24 protein-coding genes and 5 pseudogenes are annotated in these 23,686 nt (G+C 69.2%); 14 read left to right on the top strand and 15 right to left on the bottom strand.

All coding sequences use genetic code 11. The features are described from left to right. Positions 1–58: 58 nt before the first annotated feature. The 4 genes and pseudogenes from CP982_RS37060 to CP982_RS37045 form a co-directional block, all read right to left on the bottom strand. Entirely contained in the window at positions 59–832 is a 774-nt protein-coding gene (locus tag CP982_RS37060) for a hypothetical protein (protein ID WP_150514476.1), read from the bottom strand. Positions 833–863: 31 nt separating this feature from the next. Further along, positions 864–1,640 (bottom strand): hypothetical protein, encoded by a 777-nt coding sequence (locus tag CP982_RS37055; RefSeq protein ID WP_150514475.1) that lies wholly within the window; start codon positions 1,638–1,640, stop codon positions 864–866. 318 nt (positions 1,641–1,958) lie between these two features. After that, positions 1,959–2,702, bottom strand: a pseudogene (locus CP982_RS37050) (transposase). Between the two features lie 102 nt (positions 2,703–2,804). Next, the gene (locus CP982_RS37045; RefSeq protein WP_150514474.1) at positions 2,805–3,242 is read right to left on the bottom strand and encodes a hypothetical protein; all 438 of its coding nucleotides are present in this window, start codon (positions 3,240–3,242) and stop codon (positions 2,805–2,807) included. A gap of 442 nt (positions 3,243–3,684) precedes the next feature. Here CP982_RS37045 and CP982_RS37040 point away from each other — a divergent pair, with 442 nt between their 5' ends. From CP982_RS37040 to CP982_RS37005, 7 genes and pseudogenes are all read left to right on the top strand, one after another. Next, complete coding sequence (locus CP982_RS37040) at positions 3,685–4,122, top strand: spore-associated protein A (protein WP_150514473.1); 438 nt, start codon at positions 3,685–3,687, stop codon at positions 4,120–4,122. 325 nt (positions 4,123–4,447) lie between these two features. After that, entirely contained in the window at positions 4,448–5,068 is a 621-nt protein-coding gene (locus tag CP982_RS37035; RefSeq protein ID WP_150514472.1) for a hypothetical protein, read from the top strand. A 202-nt stretch (positions 5,069–5,270) separates the two neighbouring features. Further along, positions 5,271–5,934, top strand: a pseudogene (locus CP982_RS37030) (transposase family protein). Positions 5,935–6,739: 805 nt separating this feature from the next. Further along, positions 6,740–7,177, top strand: a complete 438-nt coding sequence (locus tag CP982_RS37020) for an STAS domain-containing protein (RefSeq protein WP_150514471.1) — start codon at positions 6,740–6,742, stop codon at positions 7,175–7,177. Beyond that, positions 7,177–7,845 (top strand): hypothetical protein, encoded by a 669-nt coding sequence (locus tag CP982_RS37015; RefSeq protein ID WP_184925392.1) that lies wholly within the window; start codon positions 7,177–7,179, stop codon positions 7,843–7,845. The genes CP982_RS37020 and CP982_RS37015 overlap by 1 nt, the downstream gene beginning before the upstream one ends. Continuing rightward, on the top strand, positions 7,842–8,603 hold the full coding sequence (locus CP982_RS37010; RefSeq protein WP_229879007.1) for an ANTAR domain-containing protein: 762 nt from the start codon (positions 7,842–7,844) through the stop codon (positions 8,601–8,603). The genes CP982_RS37015 and CP982_RS37010 overlap by 4 nt, the downstream gene beginning before the upstream one ends. 86 nt (positions 8,604–8,689) lie before the next feature. After that, positions 8,690–9,439: a GAF and ANTAR domain-containing protein gene (locus CP982_RS37005; protein ID WP_150514469.1), complete on the top strand. Its 750-nt coding sequence runs from the start codon at positions 8,690–8,692 to the stop codon at positions 9,437–9,439. A gap of 496 nt (positions 9,440–9,935) precedes the next feature. Here CP982_RS37005 and CP982_RS37000 read toward each other — a convergent pair whose 3' ends face one another. Then, a complete protein-coding gene (locus CP982_RS37000) occupies positions 9,936–10,769 on the bottom strand; it encodes a DUF1206 domain-containing protein (RefSeq protein ID WP_229879006.1) in 834 nt (277 codons plus the stop codon). Between the two features lie 124 nt (positions 10,770–10,893). On the opposite strand from CP982_RS37000, the gene CP982_RS36995 reads away from it, so the two are divergent. From CP982_RS36995 to CP982_RS36985, 3 genes are all read left to right on the top strand, one after another. Continuing rightward, on the top strand, positions 10,894–12,237 hold the full coding sequence (locus CP982_RS36995) for a diacylglycerol/lipid kinase family protein (RefSeq protein ID WP_170316575.1): 1,344 nt from the start codon (positions 10,894–10,896) through the stop codon (positions 12,235–12,237). A 192-nt stretch (positions 12,238–12,429) separates the two neighbouring features. Beyond that, on the top strand, positions 12,430–13,032 hold the full coding sequence (locus CP982_RS36990) for a GNAT family protein (protein WP_229879005.1): 603 nt from the start codon (positions 12,430–12,432) through the stop codon (positions 13,030–13,032). A 45-nt stretch (positions 13,033–13,077) separates the two neighbouring features. Continuing rightward, positions 13,078–14,559 carry a PP2C family protein-serine/threonine phosphatase gene (locus tag CP982_RS36985; protein ID WP_229879004.1) on the top strand — a complete coding sequence of 494 codons (1,482 nt, stop codon included), beginning with the start codon at positions 13,078–13,080 and terminating at the stop codon, positions 14,557–14,559. Positions 14,560–14,599: 40 nt separating this feature from the next. Here the strand turns inward: CP982_RS36985 and CP982_RS36980 are convergent, their stop codons facing one another. The 5 genes and pseudogenes from CP982_RS36980 to CP982_RS36960 form a co-directional block, all read right to left on the bottom strand. Then, on the bottom strand, positions 14,600–14,830 hold the full coding sequence (locus tag CP982_RS36980) for an ANTAR domain-containing protein (protein WP_150514466.1): 231 nt from the start codon (positions 14,828–14,830) through the stop codon (positions 14,600–14,602). A 35-nt stretch (positions 14,831–14,865) separates the two neighbouring features. Continuing rightward, complete coding sequence (locus CP982_RS36975; protein WP_150514465.1) at positions 14,866–15,222, bottom strand: PRC-barrel domain-containing protein; 357 nt, start codon at positions 15,220–15,222, stop codon at positions 14,866–14,868. 54 nt (positions 15,223–15,276) lie between these two features. Next, the gene (locus CP982_RS36970; RefSeq protein ID WP_242785931.1) at positions 15,277–15,636 is read right to left on the bottom strand and encodes an ANTAR domain-containing protein; all 360 of its coding nucleotides are present in this window, start codon (positions 15,634–15,636) and stop codon (positions 15,277–15,279) included. Between the two features lie 80 nt (positions 15,637–15,716). Then, a complete protein-coding gene (locus CP982_RS36965; protein WP_150514464.1) occupies positions 15,717–15,986 on the bottom strand; it encodes a hypothetical protein in 270 nt (89 codons plus the stop codon). 94 nt (positions 15,987–16,080) lie between these two features. Then, positions 16,081–16,467, bottom strand: a pseudogene (locus CP982_RS36960) (DUF6328 family protein); the annotation flags it as partial. 400 nt (positions 16,468–16,867) lie between these two features. On the opposite strand from CP982_RS36960, the gene CP982_RS41975 reads away from it, so the two are divergent. The 4 genes from CP982_RS41975 to CP982_RS36940 all read left to right on the top strand — a co-directional run bounded on the left by CP982_RS41975 (position 16,868) and on the right by CP982_RS36940 (position 18,775). After that, entirely contained in the window at positions 16,868–17,044 is a 177-nt protein-coding gene (locus tag CP982_RS41975; RefSeq protein ID WP_170316299.1) for a hypothetical protein, read from the top strand. Between the two features lie 370 nt (positions 17,045–17,414). Further along, the gene (locus CP982_RS36950; protein ID WP_150514462.1) at positions 17,415–17,588 is read left to right on the top strand and encodes a CsbD family protein; all 174 of its coding nucleotides are present in this window, start codon (positions 17,415–17,417) and stop codon (positions 17,586–17,588) included. A 144-nt stretch (positions 17,589–17,732) separates the two neighbouring features. After that, positions 17,733–18,359, top strand: a complete 627-nt coding sequence (locus tag CP982_RS36945) for a hypothetical protein (protein ID WP_150514461.1) — start codon at positions 17,733–17,735, stop codon at positions 18,357–18,359. Then, the gene (locus tag CP982_RS36940) at positions 18,356–18,775 is read left to right on the top strand and encodes a hypothetical protein (protein ID WP_150514460.1); all 420 of its coding nucleotides are present in this window, start codon (positions 18,356–18,358) and stop codon (positions 18,773–18,775) included. Before CP982_RS36945 ends, CP982_RS36940 begins: the two co-directional genes overlap by 4 nt. A 224-nt stretch (positions 18,776–18,999) precedes the next feature. Here CP982_RS36940 and CP982_RS36935 read toward each other — a convergent pair. From CP982_RS36935 to CP982_RS36915, 5 genes and pseudogenes are all read right to left on the bottom strand, one after another. Further along, positions 19,000–19,274, bottom strand: a pseudogene (locus tag CP982_RS36935) (DUF6328 family protein); the annotation flags it as partial. Continuing rightward, a pseudogene (locus CP982_RS36930) lies at positions 19,271–20,257 on the bottom strand (fatty acid desaturase family protein). The pseudogenes CP982_RS36935 and CP982_RS36930, both read right to left, overlap by 4 nt. Further along, on the bottom strand, positions 20,208–20,522 hold the full coding sequence (locus tag CP982_RS43300; RefSeq protein WP_150514458.1) for a 2Fe-2S iron-sulfur cluster-binding protein: 315 nt from the start codon (positions 20,520–20,522) through the stop codon (positions 20,208–20,210). The pseudogene CP982_RS36930 and the gene CP982_RS43300 overlap by 50 nt, the downstream one beginning before the upstream one ends. Positions 20,523–21,654: 1,132 nt before the next feature. Next, a complete protein-coding gene (locus CP982_RS36920; RefSeq protein WP_150514457.1) occupies positions 21,655–22,644 on the bottom strand; it encodes a slipin family protein in 990 nt (329 codons plus the stop codon). A gap of 612 nt (positions 22,645–23,256) precedes the next feature. Further along, positions 23,257–23,679 carry a DUF5994 family protein gene (locus tag CP982_RS36915; protein WP_150514456.1) on the bottom strand — a complete coding sequence of 141 codons (423 nt, stop codon included), beginning with the start codon at positions 23,677–23,679 and terminating at the stop codon, positions 23,257–23,259. Positions 23,680–23,686: the final 7 nt, after the last annotated feature.

Here is a 23,686-nt window from a genome sequence, read left to right as displayed (position 1 = left end):
GCCTTCCCGCGCTGTCCGTTCACAGGTCAGCCCGCGGTAGACGGAGGCCAGGCAACGATTACCGGGCAGGCCCGCCCACCGGCGCGATCAACGCATCGGCCCGGGCCCCCAGCTTCGCGGCGACCCCGTCGCGCAGCGGCCCGTATACCTCGTCGTTCAGATCGAGTATCTGCGACCCGCGGAACACTTCGGCACCGGCATGGAATTCCGTACGCAGCAGCCGCCCGATCTCCGTGGCTTCATCCTCGACGCGGAAACGGAATCTGGCGAGCTGCATGGTCACAAGACCGGCCGCCTCGTCTACGGCGACGACCTGGAAATTCCCGGCACGTTCGACATGGCTCTCCTTTTCGAAGAGCTTCGCCGCCGGGTCATCGTCGGGCAGCGCCGTGAGAACCTTCAGCGCCGCGGTCACCCGTTCCACCGACGGCGCATCGGAAATGCGGGCGAGCACCTTCAGGATCACGGGCCCTAGACGATAGGGGAATTTACGGGGCTTGTGCCGGGCGAGCCCCTCATGTTCCTTGATGACCCAGCCGACCCGTTCGAGAGTTTCCCCGTACGAGCGGTACCAATTCTCCGCTTCTGCATGCCGGTCGTACTTCTTGTTGGCCACCAGCTGGGCCAGGAGAACGGAATGGAGCACATCCCTTCCGTGCCCTTCGGAAACCGCGGCCGAGAGGACGACGAGGGCGCCGCCGTCGACCGCGGCACCCGCACCGCCCCGCGGGACCGGGGTCAAGGGGCCCGGTGGTACGGGTTCGGGCCCCAGGTCCCAGTCCGTCATCGCATCCAGCGCCGCCAGGCGCTCCTGCTCGGGCTTGTCCATCACGAGGTCAGGTTCCGGACGTCCGTCCGGCGTCCTAGATCTCCAGCTCGTCGATGAACTTGTCGGCCTTGTCGCCGAGCTTCCTGATGATCGCCTCGCGGACCTGTTCGTACACGTCCTCGTTGAGCGTCATCGTCTGACGGGACTGGAACATCGTCGTGCTGGAGCGCGGGAAGCTGAAGAACAGCACACGCGTGACGCGTTCGCTGGTCGTGAAGTGGAACGCGCCGATCTTCATCACGACGGTGTCGCGTGCCGAGACGCCGCACGCCGAGATCTGGAAGTTGCCCAGCTTCTCGCTGTGCGAGCTGCTCTCGAAGAGCACCACGCGACGGTCCCTGTCCGGCAGGGCCTTCAGCGCCGCGATGGCGGCCTTCGCCACCGTCAGTTCGCTGCCCGTGGCGATGGCCTGGAGCAGCGCGATGACGGCCCGGTCCACGGTGAACCGGGAGCCGGCCACCGAGAGCTTGGCGAACGAGAAGGACGGCACGACCCAGCCGACCTGCTCGAGCACCGACCGGTAGAAGCCGTACCACTTGTCGGTGTCCTTCTCCCGGTCGAACTTCTTGTTCGCCGCGAGCTGCGCGAGCAGCGTGGAGTTGAGGACATCGGACTTCTGCTGGCCGTTCAGGCCGTCGGTGAAAGCGACGACGGATCCCGCGACGACCGCGGCCGACTCTTCTTCCGCCTGCAGCGCAACGCCTGCAGGGAAATAGTTCATTTCTGGAAGATCGAGCTCCAGGCCATCAATGAACTGGAGTGAATCAGTGACCTTTTGCTTCCGTTCGACTTCAATGTCGGAAGACGTCACAACGCCCCCTCTGTCGAATGCCACTTGGCGCCGCTCAGCGGCGCGATAATTTGGCGGGGGTGAACCCCGCTGATGCTCCTTGAATACAGGAGCAGTTCCCCCTCATCGGCCAGTGGAATCGGCAAGCGAAATCCGCTGGTGAGTGTCATACTATGCCCGCCGATGGAACCGTCAAGAGCACGGAGAGGCAATGACCAGGACTCGCCTCGAACATGTTTCTGGGCGGGGATGGTGCGAAAGGGAAAGACCCCAGGGGCTGAGGCGGTCGCAGGCACCGCACGCGACGACGGGGACTTTAGAGGCACCCAATCAGCTTTCTCAGCGTTGCCGCTCCAGCGTGAGAATGGCCTTGGCGATTGACGTCATGCGGTTCGGGCTGCATCGGGACTTGCGGGGGATGCGCCAGGACTTCAGGCGGGCGATGCCTCGTTCGACCGGTGCCCGTGTCGCGGCCAGGGCCCGGGTGATGGTCTGCTCGGTGGGGGTGAGTTCCAGGGGCCTGCGTTGGATCCGGTGGTCGGCCACGGGCCACCGCCCTGGTAGGCGAGATCGGCCAGGATGGGAACGCCCTGGCGCTCGCAGATCCGGATGATCCGGTGGGCGCGGGTGGCGGTCAGGTGGTGAGTGCCCGGCAGGACGGGCGAGAGCCACAGCAGCCGGCCGCCAGGGTCGGTGACCACCTGCACATTCACACCGTGGCGTCGGTGTTTGTGGGAGTAGTTGGCCCGGCCGTCGCCGACGCGGTCGCCGTCGGTGAGGGTGCCGTTCAGCAGGACGACGTCCGCATCGCTCTCGCGCAGGCCCCTTCAGCGGGCCCGGTGCTCGTTCGGCGAGCGGGCGGACGGCCGCGCTGGTGTAGGCGTGGGCAGTGGACTTGCTGATCCCGAATCCGGCGACGGTCGTTGCCAAGGTGGTGTGTTCACGCAGGTACACCAGTGCCACCATCACGCGCCGGGACGGGCGGAGCTTGAATCGGCGGCCGCCCTCACGGCTGACGATCAGCAAGGTGACCCACCCCACGAGTGCGTGCAGCAGGTCGAGTGCCGCAGGACGGACGACCAACGAGGCCCCCGAGTCACGCGATGGAGGCGTCAGACATCTCGGTCAACAGCCCGGGGCCTCGCTCGCTGCGCTTCACGGCCCGTCACCCGACCGGTGGCCAACTCAAGGAAGCCCAGTGATCTCACTGCCACGCACTGCGGATACGAGTACCAGGACTTGATGGAGCCAGGCCGCGTGGTCGACCTGCTGCTCGGCGGGATCATCAGTGTTCATGTCGACGAGAAGCTGGTGGCGGACGACCGCTCCGACGACCTCACGGTGATCAACGCGGACGGATCCCGTGAGCGGCCCCAGTTCACGCACCCGGACGAGCAAGACGCCCTCGGCTACAGCACGTTCACGACCGATGACCGCGGACTGAGGCTGGACCGCCTTGTGGCGGCTGCCGTCGCCGACCGGGACGGACCGGGCGCGGGGCGCCACCGCCCACCGGCTGCGCATCGTGATGCGCGATGCACATCCGGACGACGCCGCACTGCATGCGGTGATGGCGCCCGCCCGCTCCTCCGACATGCCGTTCCTGCCGGGGATGGACACCACACTCCTACGGTTCGACGCGGAAGCCCTCTGGCGAGGGTTCAGCCTGCCCGCGCGAGGCCGACGCAAAGCGGGCTACGTCTTCGGGTTGCTGACCAGCGGTGGCAAGGCAGTGTCCAAGCAGGACCTGGTGCGAGCACCTGGTGGTGGCTGCGCCGAGCGTTCCCTGGGCCCGGCCCCTGCGTGTCGGGGACAGGAGGAGTACGTAGATGAGAGGACCCGGCTTGGGCGGAAGGAGGCGCCCGGCCCGCCGTCCGGCGTGGCAAGGGGAGCGCTGTGTGTTCTGGTGCCGGAGGGTACGGGTGCCAGAGATGCGGAGCGCGGGCGTGCAACTGGCGCGGGCATCGACTGTGTCTCTATAGGCAAGAGCGCCCTCGGGGGAGTCGTCGACAAGAGTTGACGTTGCTTCAGGCGGTGCACTGGACACCCATTTCGGGGAGGGCGCATGGAACGCAGGGGATACACCCGGGTGGCGGGAGCCGCCGTGGCACTGGCGGCAGGGGGCGTCATGGTCATGGCCACCGGGGCGGCAGCGGCCCCGCCCGCAGCCGCAGCCGCGTACAACAAGGTATGCGGTCCCGGCTACAAAGTCGTGAATCAGATCAACATAGGGAAGGCGGGGACGTCGTATCTGACCTATAGCTCCGCGACGGGCAAGAACTGTGCCGTGACTATCCGCACCACAGCGGGTCCCGCCGTCCACATGTACGTCTGGGTCCAACGGGACGACACCCGGGACTACGCCGATGACGACGGGTATTACCGATCGTATGCGGGTCCGGTCTACCTGGACGCCAGAGGCTATTGCGTCTCCTGGGGCGGTGTGATCGCTGGCGAGTCGGCCGGCAGGAGCGGCACCAACTGCGGCCGGATCGCTCGGTGAGCCGCACCGGCCGGACCGGGTGACGTCGCGTAGCCAGACCGCGGTCAGCGGGCGATATTGCCGCTGACCGCGCGCTTGTGCGTCCACCGCGGCGCCACGCCACACGTGCCACGCCGCAGAGCTCGTGCCCGCCGTCCGTCCAGGTTCGCGGTCGGCGCATCCGGCCACAGGGTAATTTTAGAAATTTACAGCCAAAGTTTTGTTAATTGGTGCATTTAAAGACATTTGATCACTCTGTGGGATGTGGTGAGCTCCCTTCCTGGCTAAGCTGATGATTTGCCAGCCGGAGAATTTCTCTGGCTGTGCACCATGGAAGGCGTACCTCATGCGCTATACGCGCACCACCACCATCCCCCGCACAGCCTTGATCGCCGCGATCGCTGTGGTCGGCCTGGCCTTCACCCCGGCCCTTGCTTCTGCGACGGCCCGGGCCGAGACCCCCCGGACGTCAACCAGTCTGGGCGTCCTCGGAATGCCCGGAGTCAACGGTGCCGACGGCGTGGCAACCAACGGCGGCGTCGGCGGCCTTGGCGGTACTGGCGGAGCGGCCGGAGCCAACGGCAATGGCGGCAACGGAGGTGTCGGCGGCAACGGCGACGGCAGCGCGAGCACCGGCGGTGCCGGTGGCACGGGCGGCGCGGGCGGCGCCAACGGCAACGGCGGCAGCGGCGGCAGCGGCGGCGCGGCCACCCTCGGTGGCACCGGCGGCCAAGGCGGCGTAGGCGGCGTAGGCGACGCCGGAACCGGCATCGCCGGCGGCAAGGGCGGCAACGGGGGTGCCTCCACAGCCGGCGGCAGCCACAAGGGCGGCCTTGGTGGCGCCGGCGGCGCGGCCAGTCCGGTGTGCCCGGGCCAGCCCGGCGGCAATGGCACCGCTGCCACGTTCACCGCCGACGGCACCACCGGCGCTACCGGTGCGGCCGGCAGGTCCACTCTCCCCTGCTGACCCGACCGCCGGGGAACGGACCAAGCCCGCGTCCCAGCCTCTTCGGGGCCACAGCACAACCCCAGGCCCCAGAGGCACCCCAAGGCGCCACGGCACGGACAACGGATCACTGAGCTTCTTCGAGTCGGCCACCGATCAACCGATCAGGTGACGGCCCATGAAGCGCGAACGAGCGAGGCCCCCGGGCTGTTGACCGAGACGTCTGACGTCTCCATCACAGTGCCCGGGGGCCTCGTCGGGCGCGCATCCTGCAGCACTCGACCTGCCGCACCCACGCGTGGAGCGGGTCACCCTGCTGATCGTCACGCATGAGGGCGACCGCCGAAGCGCGCTCCGCCCGTCCCAGCGCGATGGCGGCACCGGCGTACCTGCGCGCACACCACTCTGGCGTAGATCGCCGCCGAGTTCGGGATCAGCGAGTCCACCGCCCACGCCCGCACCAATACGGTCGTCCGCCTGGTCGCCGAACGAGCACCGGGCCTACTGAAGGTCCTGCGCGAGAGCGACGCGGACTTTGCCCTGCTGGACGGCACCCTCGCCGAGTGCGGCCGCGTCGGCGACGGCCGGGCCGACCACTCCCACGAACACCGGCGCCATGCAGTGCACGTGCAGGTCGTCACCGTCCCAGGCGGCCGGTGGCTGTGGCCTTCGCCCGCCCTGCCGGGCCGCACTCACGACCTGACCGCCGCCCGCACCCACCGGATCATCCGGAATTGCGAGCGCCAGGGCATTCCATCCTGACCGATCTCGCCTACCAGGGCACCGGCCCGTGGCTGACCACCGGCATCGAACGCAGGCCCCGATGCAGCCCGAACCGCATGACGTCAACCGCCACGGCCATCCTCACGCTAGAGCGGCAGCGCTGAAGAAGCTCAATGACCGTCGGATCAGCTGAAGCCGGGGCGGTGTTCAGGTCAGCGGTGCTGCCTGGTGGTGCGGGGTGGCTGGGGATCGGAAATGGTAAGGGCGATCTTGCCGGACATGCCAGGACTGGATCGCGGGTCGGCGCACGATGCCGATGCGGGTCGCGCGCCGCTGCGCTGAATCTGCCCCCCAGCGCGTGGATTCCGGACACTTCGCGTATGGCGGCCCCGGCGATCTTCTCCACAACACCGTCCGCGACGGTCGCCTTGCCGCGGAGTCGCGGCCTACTGCGTCGCTCCGGTCTGCAGCTTTTCGCCGACGGTGGCATGAGGCTCTCTGGATTAGGGCTCGGGCGGGGTTGGGCTGATCGGCTCCGTCACGCGAAGCCACCTCCTTGAGGGTTCACGGACTTCCGTATGCAGACGACCGTTGGTTGCCGGACGTCGTATTCGTCTCCACGCACCGTGTTGCACACCGGATATGCAACCGGGTACCGCCGAGGACAGCCCCTGAGAATGGGCGGCTTCCGACCGCCGTCTGGTGCGGGTTGGGGGGCTATCCTGAGGTACGGACGTCCTGGACCCCGGCGGACCTGTTGTTGCTCGACACAGATGGCTGCGGGGAGCGGACCACGTCGTCCGGTCGCCCGGTGGCATCCCCTTGGAGGGAACTGAGCGGTTCCTCGTTCTGGTGGACAGATTGGTGGACCGCCTGTTCGCCTGTCTCCGCCGGGAGCGTCCCGTCAGGAGCCTGGAGTCAGGCTCCTCACTCTGGCTCCGCCCGGCGGATCTCTGGAACTGAGGCGTCATGTCCTTACCGCAGTTGAACGTCTACCGGCACGACAGAAGGACCCGGGCCCTGATCACCCTGGCCGGTGAAATCGATCTGGAGACGGTACCGCTGATGCGTGCGGCGCTTGAGCGATGCCTCCGGGACGGCATGCGCACCATCGACGTCGATCTGACCCCTGTCACCTTCTGCGACTGCAGCGGCCTCAACGCCTTCATCGAGGCGTTCCTACGCTCCACCGCGGCTGGGGGAACACTGCGGCTGCACTACCCGCCGCCCATGCTGGCGAGGATGATCGACCTGACCGGTTGCGGCTCCGTTCTTATGGGGCTGCCTGCCGTTCCAGGACCAGCCCTTCTCCAGGACCCCCTCTCTCCCGTCCTTGTTCCACTCCCCGTGGCGTGTTCCGAGACCTTGCGTCGGATCGCTCCTGCTGTCTCGGGCGGTGCGCTGTGATGGCCTGGCCCCGGCGGAAGCAGCCACGCAAGCCCGTTGCCGACGAGTCGGCCGGCGTGACCGCGGTGCGGCTGCGTCGGGTGAACCGCCGGCTGGTGGAAGGCTTGCGCCAGGATCTGGCGGATCTGTACGTCGAGTCCTGCGTAACGGACCCCGGCAAGGAGTACCGCAGCCCCAGCCGGGAGGACTTCCTGAACCGTCTCACCGGTGACACCCGCCGACCGGGGTTCGCCATGGTGATCGCGGAGACGGACGGCTTAGTGGGGTGTGCCTTCGGTTTCCCGGTGCGCGGCGACGGCTTCTGGTGGATCGGCTTCGAAGGTGCGCTGTCGCGCAGCATCGAGCAACTCACCGAGTCAAGCAGCGTCTTTGCGATCACCAACATCCTGGTCCGTCCGCATCCGCAGGTCCTGGGCCAGGATGTGGCCCGCCGTCTACAGGAGCGGGTCCTGACCGACCATCAGGCGTCGCTCGGCACCACCTTGGTGGACCAGGCCGATCGCCGGGCCCTCGAAGCCCACCGGTCCTGGGGATGGCAGGACATCGGAGAGATCTGGCGACCGACCGGCCACACGATGTTCCGCGTGCTGGTGCTTCCCCTCGGAGAGCGAGCCGTGGCGAGGCTGGAGGGGTTGACCCATCATGCCTGGACGCGGTGGCCCGGATGATGCCCGACAGCCGGTCGGCACGGATTCGCGTGCTGGTCGCCGAGCAGGCGGCCCGGCGTGGTGGCCGTGTCGGGGTCGTGGACGTGTGTACGGCGGCGGTGGCCGCGCTGCCGGTCGACGGGGCCGGGCTCTCGGCGATGTCCCGGACCACGGCGAGCCATCCACTGTGCAGTACCGATGACATCAGCGAGCAGCTGGAGGAGCTGCAACTCACATTGGGCGAGGGCCCGTGCGTGGACGCCTTCGCGCACGGCGCGGCCGTCCTGACTCCCGACTTACGCATCGGTGAACTGCAGGAGTGCTGGCCGGTGTTCGCCGATGCGGCGCTGGAGGCCGGAGCGCTCGCGGCTTTCGCGCTCCCTCTGCAGATCGGGGCGATCAACCCCGGGGTTCTGGACCTGTACGCCCAGGTCCCGGTCCGGTTGGGCGAGGAGGAGCTGGCCGACGCTCTGGCCTTCGCCGAGTTCGCGACGCTGGTCCTGCTGGATGCCCGGATCGACGCGACAGGCGCACCACCCGACGACAGCGCGGCGAAGGAACAGAGCGCGGACCTGGGCGGGTACCGGGCGGAGATATCCCAGGCCACCGGCATGCTCACCGTTCAGCTCGGCGTCGGTATCGACGAAGCCTTCGTCCGGCTGCGCGCCTATGCCTTTGCCCGCGGGCGTCGGCTCACCGTCGTGGCCGCCGACGTGGTGGCCCGCCGACTCCGCTTCTCCCCCGGTACGGAGCCGACCCGGAGCGCCGAGGACCCGTGACTCCCTCGCTCGGTCCAGTGAACGCACGATGTGCCGCACTTCCCGTCCGATTTCGGCAGAGCTAGTCTCGATAGAGGGTGTAGAGGATGAATGAGCAGCTCCTGGCCAAGACCTTCGTCGAGTTGGCGGACAATCTGGTCGCTGACTTCGACCTGATCGACTTCCTGCGTCTGCTGACCGACCGCTGCGTGGGGATGCTGGGCGCGAGCGCCGCCGGCGTGCTGCTCGCCGACCGCGACGGCGACCTGCGCGTGATGGCCGCTTCCGACGAGCAGGTGCGCCTGCTGGAGCTCTTCCAGCTCCAGAACGACGAGGGCCCCTGTCTGGACTGCTACCGCACGGGTACGCCGGTGACCGTTCTCGACCTGCGTACGGAGACCTCCCACTGGCCCCGCTTCGTCGCCCAGGCCCAGCTTCACGGGTTCGGCGCGGTCCAAGCCCTGCCCATGCGCTTGCGGGACGAAGTCGTCGGCGCGCTGAACCTCTTCCGCTTTGCACCCGGCCCCTTCGACCCGGTGGGCACGCCCGTCGCCCAGGCCCTGGCCGACGTCGCCACCATCAGCCTCCTGCAGCAACGGTCCACCCAGCGCACCATGGTCCTCAACGAGCAGTTGCAGACCGCGCTGAACAGCCGCGTCCTGATCGAACAGGCCAAGGGTAAACTCGCCGAACGCCACAACATGGACATGGAACAAGCATTCACCGCCCTGCGCGGATACGCCCGCTCCCACAACCGCCGCCTGTCCGACGTGGCCCGTGCCTTCATCGACGACACCGAGCCTCTCGCTGGTCTGGCGTCCTGCCCCTGTGCCGCAAAGAGCTTCGGCTGCCGTTGAGGCATCGCCGGCGTTCTCAGAAGCCCTCTCTGGCTGACGCAACTTCGGCCGAACTGCCCGGCATGGTTGCTCCGGGGCGGGCAAGGTCTCTGCGCCGGGAGCGCCGGATCCGGGGCCGGCCCACCCGAAGGAGCCACGACGGGCTGATCCTGACCGCCGGTTCCGGGCACGGTGGATCTGTCTCCCGGCCCGGTGCGGCTTTCCGCGGCCGAACGCCGCACCGGCACATCTCGGGCGAGAGGGCTCTCATGGGTGCCGATGTACTCGCGCGTCACCGGCGTCCATGGTCGAGGTGAGCCCGACCGCGTATGCCGGAGGAGAGCCGGCCGTGGTCGGGCTCGCTCACACCCAGCATCCAGCCCGCACAGGAGAAGAGCACCTGGCGTTGATACAGCTCTGGGCAGCCGCACCGGTTGCGGTCCCGAGCCTTGTCCTGAGTGCGACGGTCAGGCCCGGCAGCGCCCGGTGTGGACCTGGTGCCCGTAGAGGTCCCTGTTCACAGGCGGCGCCAGCGGGCCGAGGCGAAGGAGAAGGCTCCGAAGAGGATCAGGCCGATCGCGACGGCGACCAGGAGCCAGGGACCGATCGGGGTGTGCGTGAAGCTGCGCAGCGTGGCGTCCACCCCCTTGGCCTCGGTCGCGTCGAAGCGGATAGCCGCGATCAGGATGAAGGTGCCGGCCGCGGCGAACACCAGGCCGCGTGCCACGCCTCCTCCCACCCCCAGGACGGTGACGACCTGCCGGGTGCGGTGGCTCGTCGCGCCCAGGTCCAGCTGGCGCAGGAACTTGCGCATCGCCGCCCGTACCGCGAGCACGACACCGATGCCGATCAGGAGACAGCCCCCGGCCCCCACAAGGACCTGGCCGTACGAGAGCTTCAGCACCGATGCCGTCCAGTCCTTGGACTGCGCGTTGCCGCTGGAGCCCTGGCCGCCACCGGCGGCGAACACCGCGGTTCCCCAGCAGACCGAGGCGTAGAAGATCGCCCGGCCGCCGTCCAGAAGCCGCGAGGAGGCCTTCCGCTCGGGCCCCCTGCTCAGGACCGCGCGGGAGCCCCGCCACAGCGCCATGCAGGCGAAGCCGACGACCAGCGCCCACAGCATCACCTTTCCGAAGGGCTGCTCCGCGACCTGGTCCAGCGCCCCCTGACGGTCCGCCGACTCCCCTCCACTCCCCAGGGCCATCTGAATCGCCAGGGCTCCGATGAGGACGTACACGACGCCACGCGCCACGAAGCCCGCTCGGCCCGCAGCGGTCAGTGTCTCCTCCTTGGCGGCGTGGGCGGCCGAGCCCGCGCCCTCGCTCCTGTCCTGTGCTTGAGACGACGTCACGAGGCCCTCCCCACAGCCATGGGCGCGCGAGGCACGTGCTGGCCCCCGAGCGCCCCCGCAAGGAGGCGTGATGCGCCGTACTCGCAGCAGCCTGTTCACCACCTGCAGGGGGTACCCGGCCACCATGCGAACCCACGAACCGCGTCCCGCCGAACGCACGGACCTCGCCTCCCTGGCAACGAAGGGCTTGACCGGCAACCGCAGCGCTCGCCGGGCCGCCTTGCGCGGCACCGGCTCGCTGGCCCTTGCCGCTGCCGCCATCCAGGTCGCTACCAAGGTGCTCGACCAGCGCCGACCGCTGCGGTATCCGCCGAGCGGGATGCCCTCGTCCCACCGCACAGCCGGCGCTGCCGCTTTCGCGACGGCCGCCACCTTGGAGACACCCCGGCTGGGAGTCGTCCTCATCCCCGTCGCGGCAGGCATCGCCGCCGCCCGCGCCCTCTCGGGCGCGCATGCGCCCGCGCGCATCCTGGTCGACACCGTGCTCGGCGTGGGAGTCGCGGCGGCGACCTGCCGCTGGTGGCCGCTGCACCGCGGTGAGCCCGCAGACAGCGCCCGGCCGAAGCTGCCGGTGCCCGCCCTTCCGTCCGGCGAGGGTCTTGTCGTCGTCGTCAACAGCGACGCCGGCGGCGAGGTCCCGGCCGAAGTCGAACTGCGCACCCTGCTGCCCAAAGCGGACCTGCGGGTCTGTGCGGCCGGCAAGGACCTGCACACCGTGCTGCGGCAGGCCGCCGCGCAGGTACAGGCGCGCGGCGGCGCGCTCGGCGTGGTCGGGGGCGACGGCACGGTCAACGCGGCGGCCGTACTGGCCGTCGACAACCGGCTGCCGCTCGCGGTGTTCCCCGGCGGCACCCTCAACCACTTCGCCGCCGACCTCGGCCTTTCGACCTTGCAAGAGGCCGCCGACGCCGTGGAGGAGGGCCGCGGCGGAACCGTCGACCTCGGACGGATCACCGGCGACGGCACCTGCACCTATTTCCTCAACACCTTCAGCATCGGCGTCTACCCCGAACTCGTCCGGGCCCGCGAAGCCCGCGAGACGTCCCTGGGCAAATGGCCCGCCCTCGCCGTCGGCCTGCTCCGCGTCCTGGCCGACGGCGCCCCCATCGACATCACCCTCGACGGACGGCCCCGGCGGCTGTGGCTGCTGTTCGCCGGAAACAGCCGCTACGACCCTCCCGGCTTCGCCCCCTCCTACCGCCCCACCCTGGACGACGGACTCCTCGACCTGCGCCTCGTCGACGCAAAGCACCCCTTCGCCCGCACCCGCCTCGTCGCGGCTTTCCTCACCGGCACCCTCGCCCGCTCCCGCGTCTACCGGGAGACCACCGCCACCTGCCTGCGCATCGACGGTGTGGGCAAGGCAGGCGACTACACCCGGGACGGCGAAGTGAGCTCCGCCGCCGACACCCTCGTCCTCGACAAGAGGAGCCGCGCCCTCACCGTCTACTTGCCCGCTCCCCGGTGATCCCGTGTCATCGGTCCACGGCAACGCGGCGCCGTCCGGGGCTATGCTGCACAGCAGACGCCCCAGACCCCGGCCACGCACTGCCCGTTGGGCACGATGCCTGTCCCGCACGTCTTCCGGTCTCCTGAACCGAGGCGCCCCATGCACACGCCGCAGCACTCACACGAACCCGACGGCTCAGAGCCGTCCGCCATGGACGCCGTGCGTCTGCGCCGGCTGAACCGCTGGCAGGCCGAGGACCTGAGTGAGGATCTGGCGGACCTCTTCGTCGAGTCCTCCGTAGCCGCGCCGGGCGAGGAGTTCCGCGGGCGCGAGGAGTTTCTGCGCCGCCTGGCCGACGACGTACGCCTGCCGGGGTTCGACATGCTGATCGCGGAAACAGAAGCCCTGGCCGGGTGTGCCTACGGATTCCCCGTGCCGCGAGACGGCTCCTGGTGGCAGGGGTTCGACGGGCCGTTGCCACAGAACATCGAGCAACTCACCGCGTCCGGGCATCTCTTCGCGATCGCCGAAACCCTCGTGCATCCCCACGGCCAGACCCGCGGACTCGCGCGTCACCTGCAGGAACACCTGCTCGCCGACCACGAATCGTCCCTCGGCGTCACCTTGGTGGATCCGTCCCACGGCGCGGCCCGCGCGGCCTTCGAGGCGTGGGGCTGGCAAGAGGTCGGGCAGGTCCGTCGCAGCCTCCCCGGCCCAACAGTGCTACGCGCTCTGGTCCTTCGGCTCGGGCAGCGCACAGCGGAGCATCCGGACGGCCTCGCCCACAATGCCCGGACCCAACGCTCCGAATAGTCGTCAGGGTTGGCGGTCAGAGCTCGTGGAGGCGGGGAGGATCGTGTGGAGCTGGCTCCGGAGCAGGAGGCACTGCGGATCGCGGCGGTGCGCCGTTACGACGTACTGGACACTCCGCCCGACGGAGCATTCGACAGAATTGCCGCCCTTGCCGCTCGCCTCTGCGACGCACCGGCCGCGACAGTGGCGATCGTGGACACCGACCGGGTCTGGTTCAAGGCCGCGTACGGACTGACGGGGGTCACCCAAGTCGGCCGGGACCCGGGCCTGTGCACCTCGGCCATCCTCACCGACGGCCCTCTGGTCATCCCCGACACGCTCCAGGATCCACGCGCCCGCACCCACGAACTGGTCACGGGGCCGCCGCGGGCGCGCTTCTACGCAGCCGCCCCGATCGTCACCCGCGACGGTCACCACCTGGGCACCGTCGACGTGCTGGACACCGTGCCGCGCCGGATCACGCCTGAGCAGGCCGCCGCCCTGGCCGACCTGGCCGCGCTGGTGATGGACGCACTGGAACTGCGGCTGTCCGCGCTGCGGATGCTCCGAGTGGAGCGGGAACTGATGGTGGCCGAACACGCGGCGCGCGAGCGGGCCGAGCGGGACCGGGCGGAGATCGCCGCCTATGCCTCCACCCTGCAGCGCACCCTGCTGCCGCCCGCGCTGCCGGAGGTGCCGGGCCTGGAGGCGGCCTGCCACTACACCACCGCATCGGTCCGCGACGTCGGCGGCGACTTCTACGACGTCTTTCCGCTCAGCACCGGGCGGTGGGCGTTCTTCCTCGGCGACGTCAGCGGCCGGGGCGCCCCCGCCGCCGCCCTGACCTCACTGATCCGCTACACGCTGCGCACCACTGCCCTGCTGGAACCGGACCCGTGTGCCGTACTTCGGGTGCTGAACTCCACCCTCTTGTCCGCCCACGCGGACGGCAGCCGCTTCTGCACGCTGGTCTTCGGCACCCTCGCCCCCGACTCCGCGGGCGGCTTTGCCGTCACCCTGGCCGGTGGCGGCCACCTTCCGGCCTACTCGCTGTGCCCGGCCCGCCGCAACGGGCCCGACCGAGCCGTCGCCCGAGCTGAGCAGGTGAGCCTGCCCGGAGGCATGCTCGTCGGCGCCCTGCACCAGGCCGACTTCGCCTCCCGGACCGTACAACTCCTGCCCGGCGAGGCGCTTTTCCTCTACAGCGACGGCATCATCGAGGCCCTCACCTCCAGGGGCGCCCGGTTCGGCGAAGCCGGACTTGCCGCCCACCTCACCCACCACGCCGCCACCAACCGGGCTCTCGGCGCCTCCGCGATCATCGACGACCTCACCGGGCTCCTCGCCACCTTCCCCACCGGTCCCGCCGACGACGTCGCGCTCCTCGCCCTGAGCGCGAGCTCGACGACACCGGCCAGGGCGCCCTCCGGCGCATCGGGCACCGCCCACACCAGCGTGCCCCTGACCGCAAAGGTTTGGGACCCATGCGCAGGGCCACCTGATGAGGGCGTCCGCCGATCGGCCGGGACGAAGGCACCGGAGAGTTGAGGTCACAGCTCCCGGTATCGCCCGCTGAACACCCGAGCCGTCACCTGTGGTCATGGAGGCACCTGAGCGCACGGCGCAGTTCACGCCGCATCTGCTCGGGGAGCTCCTCCTCTTGCGTTGTGGCGACCAGAGCCGCCGTCACGTCACGGAGCTTGACGTTGCAGTGCTGCGACACGTCCACCAGCAGGCCCCAGGCCCGCTCACTGGAACACGGAGCCAGGGCCAACAGCATGCCGCGCGCCTGGTCGATCACCGCACGGCCCGACGCCATGGCCTATGCATGCCTTCCTGGGGCGCCACAAGCGGTCAGCGACGGGCGAGTTGCCGCTCGCCGGCCGCACCGGGCTCGTAGGGCAGCCCGTAGTGCTTGAAGATCCCTGCCTCGTGCTCGGCGGGCAGAACGTCATCGGTGCCGATCGAGGGGGCCGTCTTCACCAGTGCTTTGGCATAGGCCACCTTGAGGTATCCCGGCCCGGTGATCGCGTCGTCGAGGGGGACGAACATCAGCTGACGCCGGGTGGGCAGCCCGGCCCTCACGGTGGCCATGGCCGGTTCGTCGGTGGTGGTGTCCACATAGATCGCTTCGAGGACACCGATCTTGCGCGAGTCCGTGTCCACCACGTCGAGGCCGCGCCACTCACGGACATCGGCTGACTGGATCATGGTCTTCTCCCGTCTGGGTTCATCCGCTGGGTGACGTGTGCTCGGCGCGGGTCGTCATGTCCGGTCTGCCCCGTGCAGGCGCCGCAGCGCACCGCGTAGCGCCTGGTCCAGGTGCTTGGGGAACGGGCTTCCCTCGGAGGTGGCGACGAGGGCGGCGGCCACTTCTCGACGTGAGAGATCGCAGTGCCGCGCGACGTCCGTCAACAAGGTGCCGGCCTCCCTGCGGGGGCACGGAACCAAGGCCATCATCATCCCGAGGGCCTGGTCGATCACCGCCCGGCCGCCCAGGGCCCGGCGCAACCGGGCGATCTCGGCCCGCAGTTCGACGACGGCCGGGTCCAGGGCCGCATCGCCCCAGGCCACTTCGGCTGCCATCATCCACCGGTCTTCCTGGAACCTGAGTTTCTGATACACGACACCTGCCTCACCACGCACTGAATGCGCCCGTCCGACAGAGTCGGCGCGGGACGCGTGGGCACCGGAATCCGCATCGATCACCGATGGTGCTGCTCGTCCCGACGGTCCTGGCGCCTCCAGAGTCCCTGGCGCTGTCGCCGGTAGCGGCGGCCCCATCGGTTCTCGCGGTCTCTGTGGTCCCGGTAGTCGCGGTACTCGAAATTTCCGCCCTGTCCCCGGCTGCCCGCACGCCCCCAGCCGTAGCGCACGGCCACGAAGATCAGCACGGCCGCGAGGGCCCACCACAGGGGATTGAGGAAGCCGAGGCCGAACAGGGCCACGATCAGGATGGCGAACAAGACGATCACGGAGGGCCTCCCCAGGCGGAACGGATCGCTGCCGGGGACTGGGGCCTCGCTTCGCAGCGTAGTCCTGTCAAGAGGCAGTGGATACGCCCGGCCCGACGGCGAACAGGACGGAACCGGTGAGAGCCAGCATCAGAATGCTGAGACCCGCCCCCGCCACCCGCGACGAGGCCGACACGATCTCGGGCTCGGCCTCACGCTGGAACAGCGTGCGATGCAGCGCGGCCGGGGTGGCGAACAGGGCCGCGGCCAGCACCGCGAGCAACAGCGTGGTGAGGTACGTCGCGCGCTGTGCCGGATCCAGTTCGGGAAAGCGGGGGGTGAACGCCGGCGTCAGCGGGAACGCGAACAGGATCTGGACCCGGGTTTGAATGACCCTCAGTTCCTGCAGCAGCTCACGGTCGTTCCGGTCGGCCCGCTCCAGCGCCGTCTCATCGCGGGGTGTGCGGACGTTGTCCTCGGGGTCCTCGGCGTACTCGGTCATGTCCCGGCATGCCACTCGCTGCCGTCCGGTCCTTCTGCGGGTCGTCACCGCCCGGCTCGCCCCGTCGGCGGGAACCGAGCCGCGGGGTGCGCCAGCCCTCGTCCATACCTCTGCTGCCTTCCTGCACCGCCTATAGGCTGGCTGCTTGCGACCTGTTCAGGGCAGGTGGCGGGGGCTAGCGTGCGCGGTGCCGCCCCGGCCCCCGGCAGCATCTCTTGGTTGTCGCGCCCCAGGGCGCCCCCGCGTATCGGAGCAGGCGTCCACCGCGGCACGATCACGCGCGGCGCCGCCTCCGCCTCCGCCGCCCCCACAGCGATTGCGGCTCAGGCCCGATGCGCCCCGCGCGGGCAGCCCCGCCGGTGCCCGTCCCGCCGCACACACGCTTCAGCAGGCGGTACCCATGTACGCGCTGGTCGTTCTCGTTCCCTTCGTACTGCTCGCCACGGTGATGGGCCTGTCCTGGTGGGAGGACCGCATCCTGCCGTCCACCGATCCGGCCGACGCTCCCGGCACGGTTCCGGCAACCTCAACAACCCCGGACCAGGCGCCCGACCCCGCACTGCTCAAGGGTCGTTGACACAGGAGCCGGGCGGGCGTTGACTGACGGCACGGCGTAGGGCTATGCCACTCCGGACCGTTCGGGCGACGCATTCCACCTTCCCCATTCGCCCGGACCCCGCGGATACCAGGAACCATTCCGCGCGATCTGGAGGCCCGGCGATGCTCATGTGGATTCTCCTCCTTCTGCTGATCCTAGTGATCTTCGGGTTCGGCTTCACCATGCAGATCCTCTGGTGGGTCACGGCCGTACTGCTGGCCCTGTGGGTCATCGGTTTCCTCATGCGAGGCCGCGGTGGCAGTCGCAGCAGCGGCAGTCGGCGCCGGTTCAGCCGCAGCGGCAGATGACCTCGTGCCCCACCCACCCAGTGGACGAACCAAGGACAGCCATGAGTACTGGACAGACGTTCAGGAACAAGGCACAGGACCTCAAGGGCCGGATCACCGAGCGCATCGGCCGGGCCACCCGGAACAGGCGACTGCAGCGCGAGGGCAGGACCGACCGGATCTCAGGGAACCTGAAGCAGTCCAGCGACAAGATCAAGAACGCCTTCCGTCGCTGACCACCAACGCCCCGGGTGGCACTCACGGCGCGTGGACGCCACCCGGCAGGCACACCAGCAGGACACACAACTCAAAAGAGGCCAAAAGAGGTTGAGAGAAATGAAGCGCAGCAGCGTACGAGGCCCGAGCCGCAGAGGGCAGCCATGATCACCGTCGTGATCATCGCCGTGGTGGTCATCGCGGCAGGCACCCTCCTCTTCATCGGACGCACCCGGGCTCCCGGCGGTGGCAGGCGCAGCCTGCAGCGGCGATTCGGCCCCGAGTATCAGCAGTCCATCGACCGCCACGACGGTGACGTGAAAGCGGCCGAGCGGGAACTCGACGAGCGTGTCAAGCATCACCTTTCACTCCATGAGCAGACGCTGCCACCCGAGGTCCGCGCACACTACGCGGCCCAATGGGCGGATCGCCAGGAGCAGTTCGTCGAGTCACCGCACCAGGCTGTCGCCGAAGCCGACGCGCTCCTCGCACGACTGGCAGAGGACCGTGGCTATCCCGACGGCGACCAGTTCGAGGAGCAGCTCGCCGCGCTCTCCGTCCACCACGCCCACTACGTCCACGGCTACCGCAGCCTGCACACGGCCGCCCGCGGCCAGAGCGGCACCGAGGAGATGCGGGCGGCCATGATCGAAGCCCGCCCCCTCTTCGAGGCGTTGGTCACCGATCAGTCGGCGGGCTCGCGCCGGCATCGTCCGCAATCCCCCGACGCCGGCAGCCACACACCGCGGACACGAAGCCGGCGCCACGCGAAGGGAACTGGCACACGATGATGTACGACCAGGAACGCGCACAACAGCCACGGGCCGATAGGCCGAACCTCGCCGAGCAGCATGCCTCGCAGTTGCCCGGCTCCGAACCGGCTCGCACACCCGATCAGCCGGTCATCAGCGCCACCGATCCCGACCACACCCCCAGCCTCGTGCTTCTCCCCCAAAGCGATCGGGACAAGCTCATCATGCGGCTCCAGCAGGCCCTCAACACCTTCGTCGAGAGCCCACGACAGGCCCTGGAGGAGGCCGACGGCGTCTTCGACGAAGCCGTCACCCAGCTGACCGCGACCCTCGCCGAGCGGCACCGTGTCCTGCGTGCAGGCTGGCGGGGCCAGGACACTGAAGCACAGACGGAGGAACTACGGCTCGCGCTAAGGCAGTACAGGGAGACCACAGAGTTGTTGCTGCGCATGTAGCGCCCGCCGGTCGGTGAAGCTGCCGCCCAACAGGAAGCACAGCCGCCGCAGGAACTCGGCGCGCAAGCCCGTACCGGTTGACATGCCGCGGCTGCGTACCGAAACCGATCGCCACCAGACTCAGTCCCTCATCCGATTGCAGCGTGACGGTGCCCGCCAGTAGCGCCATGAGGTCCCTCATTTCCATCTGCCCGCCTACCGCCGCGGTCAACCTCACCTACCCTCGGCGCGGTGAACAGCACGCCGCGAGCACCGCGAGCAGCAACGTCGTGATGTACATCGCACGCCGCATCATGTCGAGCATGGCGAAGCGGGTGGTCAAGGCGAGCGTCAGCAAGGACGCGAACAGGATTTGGAGGCCGCTCTGGACCATCCGCGGCGCCTGGAGCAGCTCGCCGAAATTACGGTCGGCCCGCTCCGACGTCGTCTCCTCGCACGGCGTACGGTGACCAGGGCTCACTCCCCAGGTGAACACCTGGGTTCCGTCTGTGGACGTCATTTCCCCGGTATGGCGAAGCGCAGGATGCGCCCCCAGGTGGAGCCGTACTGTCGCCACAGCGGCCCGGTGACGTAAGGAATGCCGTACTTCTCGCAGAGTTCCCGCACGCGCGGGGCGATCTCGGCGTAGCTGTTGCTGGGCAGGTCGGGGAAGGCGTGGTGCTCGATCTGGTGGCCGAGGTTGCCGCTGAGCACGTGGAAGAGCGGGCCGCCCTCGATGTTGGCCGAGCCCTGGATCTGCCGCAGGTACCACTGTCCACGCGTCTCGCCCTCGATGTGCTCTTCGGTGAAGGTCTGGACGTCACCGGGGAAGTGGCCGCAGAAGATGATGGTGTTGGCCCACAGGTTGCGCACGGTGTTGGCGGTGAGGTTGCCGAGCAGGCAGGGCAGGGCGGAGGGCCCAGCGAGCAGCGGGAAGAGGACGTAGTCCTTGGCGAGTTGGCGGGTGGCCTTGGAGAGGAACCCGCTCAGGTCGGCCGCGAAGGACCGCCATGTCTTACGTCCCGCGGCGACGGCATCGGGCTCCAGGTCGTACAGCGCGATGCCCCACTCGAAGAGCGGGGCGAGGACGAGGTTGTAGAGCGGCTGGGCGAGATGGCGCGGGCGCCAGCGCTGGTCGGCGCATCCGGAAGACGACGTATCCGAGGTCCCGGTCGCGGTCGACGACGTTGGTCCAGGTGTGATGCAGGTGGTTGTGGGTGTGTTTCCATGCCTCGGCGGGGGTGAGGAAGTCCCACTCCCAGGTGGTCGAATGGAGAGCATGGCGGTGCCCGCCACCCAGGCGGGCGGGAACAGCGAGACGGCCAGAGCTGTCCGGCCTCCCGCCTCCAGGCCGCGCTGGGTGGCGATCACGGTACGGATGTAACGGGCGTCATCGGCGCCGCGCGCGGCGATGACCTCGGAGCGGATGCGGTCGAGCTCCTCACCGAGTTCCTCACCGAGGTGCTTTCCGGGGGTCGTCTCGGTGGAATCGAGCGGGGTCACAGTCACGGGGACTCCTTGGTGGCCAGGCGTCAAGGGCCAGCGGTCCGGCCGCCGCCGAGACACAGGTCTGGATCATCTGGCCGGTCCGTTCGTGGACTTCACCGGTACGCAGGTCGCGTACGCGGCCGTAAGTCAGTGGGGTGAGGCAGCCGAAGCAGATGCCGCGTCGGCATCCGTACGGCATCGCCACACCCGCCGACTCGCCTACGGCGAGAAGCGGGGGCGTGGCGTCCACCGTGCTCTCGGCACCGGTGCGCGTGAACATCACCCGGCAGCCGGGGTCGGCGTCGAGCTCCGGCGGCCGGACCGGCGTGAGCCGGAAGCGCTCCGCATGGAGACGCTCGCAAAGCCCTCACGGCCCCGGTGGTCCTCCGCCGTGTCGAGCAGGGCGGCGGCGGCCGGACCGCAGGCCCAGGTCTCATGCTCCCGCCAGTCGGGCCGGAGCCGCCCCAGATCTTCCGGAGTGAGCCTGCCGTGTTGCCGGGAGTGGTGTTCGTAATAGTCCAGCCAGTCCACCTGCCTTCGGGCCATGTGCAGTTCGGAGGGGAAGATGCCGTCCCGGGTACGGGGCGCGCTGTGCACCAGCACGACGCCGGGGTCGGGGCTCGGCGTCTCATGGGCGTACGCAGCATGCCCATGACCGGGGTGATGCCGCTGCCTGCGGCGACCATCAGGATGCGGGGCGGAGGTTGGTCCAGAAGAACGAACTCCCCTTGTGCCGGGCCGAGTCGAAGGACAGTGCCCAGAAGGGCCCGGTGGACCAGCCGCGGCGACACCGTGCTGTCGGTCACCGCCTTGGCGGTGACCGACAGGAGCCCGTTCTCTTGGCCTGGCACCCCCGGCCGGGCCGGAGGGTGAGCGTGGCGGCGTCCGCAGTCCCCAGGCTCACCGCTGTCACCCGCCCCATCGGGGAGCGGGCATCGAGGGGGGCACCGGTCCGAGATGGCCGTCCGGCTTGCCAGCCGGGAGACGGCGGTCAGCAATCCACGTACGAGAGCCGGTACGGCAGGCATCCACGGAGTCCTCTCGTCTCACAGCACGAGGAGTGCTGTGTACGTCGAGTCGTCCCGGGCCCGGCTGAAGCAACGAAACCACGACTGCGCGAATCGACGCGCGGCCAGGAGGCGCATCCCGCCACACGCGAGCTGCGGAATCCGGCGAATGTGTATCCGTGCAGCGCGGTGGACTGCGAGGACATGTCAGGGCAGACCAGGCGGAAATGACTGGAAGACGGCGCCGGTTGCGCGCCGCCCGACTGCCGAGAAGGCAGCTTCTGTTCCCAGGTCGACCCGGGAACAGTAGCGACTCCGCCCCACCTGACAACACGACAGAATGTCTGCCAAACACGTGTCAGACGCGCTTCGGACGATCGCGCCACCCCGGGCGGCCCGGAACGGTCAACCGCTCAAGGCTTCCTCGGCGTCATGCCGCGTCGGCCAGTTGTCCCGCCGCTCCCGGGCCACCTCCGCACGGCTGCCGGTCAGCTCTTCAGGCAGGGAGGCCGACCGTGCGTGGGCCAGTGCGGGGATGGCGGGCTCCGGGATCATCGCCTCTGCGGAGAGCACGGCACGCCCGTCGCTCCGGCGCACGAGCCGCCCGTCGGACTCGGCACTGCTGTCCCCACCCTGGCGGCTCTGATGTTCAAAGAAGCGGAGCATCTCCACGGGGAACGGCATCACGAGGGTGCTGTTCTTCTCGGCCGAGACGTCCACCACGGTCTGCAACAGGCGCAGTTGGAGTGCTCCGGGGGTGTCGGCCATGGTCGCGGCGGCATCGGTCAGCCGCTGGGACGCCTGGAACTCTCCGTCGGCGGCGATGACCCGCGCGCGGCGTTCCCGCTCGGCCTCGGCCTGCTTCGACATCGAGCGCATCATCGACTCCGGAAGGGCGATGTCCTTGATCTCGACGCGCTCGATGCGCAGCCCCCAGGGTTCCTCGGTGGGGGCGTCCATCACCTTCTTGAGTTCCGCGTTGATGTGGTCACGGTCGGAGAGCAGCGTGTCCAGGTCGGCCCTGCCAATGACCGAGCGGAGCGACGTCTGGGCGATCTGGGAGACGGCGGCAGGATAGTCACGCACGTTCACCAGGGCCTTGACCGGGTCGATGACCTTGAAGTAGACAACCGCGTCGACGGTGAGCGTCACGTTGTCGGCCGTGATGGACCCCTGCGGCGGGATGCCCAGGACCTCGGTCTGTACGGACACCTTCCGCATCCGGTCCCCGATCGGCCGGATGACACGGAGGCCCGGCCCGCGGATATCCGGCAGCAGCCGCCCGAAGCGGAAGACCACGCCCTTCTCGTACTGCTGGACGTTGTGCAGGCTCAGGGCCAGCAGGACCAGCCCGGCCACGGCGCACACCGCCAGCACGGTGATCAGAACACCCATGGTTCTCACTTTCCTTACGTCGATGACGGCCCCGGACCCGAGCGGCCCGGGAAGCACACGGCACGGGAGAGCCCCGGCCTGTCGTCTGAGATGCGGCCGGGGTCTCGGGATGCTGTCGAGGCTGTGGCGACCCGGCGTGCCGCCCGCTTCAGCCAGGAGGACTCCGTGATGCGCCGGTCCGGTCGGCAGCGAGGCCACCACGCGACGTCGAACGCCCCCGTCACCTCGCCGTCGGCGGAACACAAACGGTCGGATCGGCCTGCGACACCGTGCGCGGGCGCGCCGCGTCCACCATCAGCCGGTCCACGCACGAGGTGTGAAGCGAACCCCGCTCCGGACCGACCGGAGCCGGCTCGGCGAGATCAGATCAGATCAGATCAGATCACCGAAAGCGACGACGGCATGGAAGCCGGTGCACGAAATACCCTCGGTAACACCAGCGTACTCCGTCGACTGTCCAAGCGGACTCCCCGTCCCGGCAGCGCGGCCGGTCCCGGACCGGGCACGTGCAGCCTGCCCAGCCGGGTTCGGCGACAACACCCCCCCCCAGGCCCGCGCCCGGGTGCCGCGGACCCGGGGGTGGTCCGAAAGCCACCCTCAAAGAACTACGACTCACAACCCCACGCTGTCCCACAAAGCAGTGGCCATACTCTCCATCAGCCGCCTGGCCTCCGCGTCCGTGGCGGCAGGCGGCACCACCCGTAGGTCCCACCGGCCACGGCCGGGCGCCAGCAGACAGACGGTGGACGGGGAGTGCTGGGTGGTCGTGCGGCGCAGGCGTACGACCTGATGGGCGACGAGCAGTCGACCCGGGAACGGGGACCATACGGCTTCGTCCACGAGAACGCTGGTGACCTGTCCCCAGGCGTGCGGCAGTGCGGCCAGCAGCCTGGGCAGTTCGGACACCAGATCGGGCGAGCGGGGCCACCAGGCGCCGTCGATGCGCCGAGGCATGTGGCCCTGTGTCGGCTGGGACACCAGACGCAGGCGGACGGCGGACAACGAGGAGAGCGGGGGCGGCGGGGCAAGTGTCATGAGAACT

The sequence above is a fragment of the Streptomyces spectabilis genome (assembly GCF_008704795.1).
GTDB lineage: Bacteria > Actinomycetota > Actinomycetes > Streptomycetales > Streptomycetaceae > Streptomyces > Streptomyces spectabilis.
Note: the sequence above shows the minus strand (reverse complement) of the source record. Positions and strands in the feature narration are given on the sequence as shown.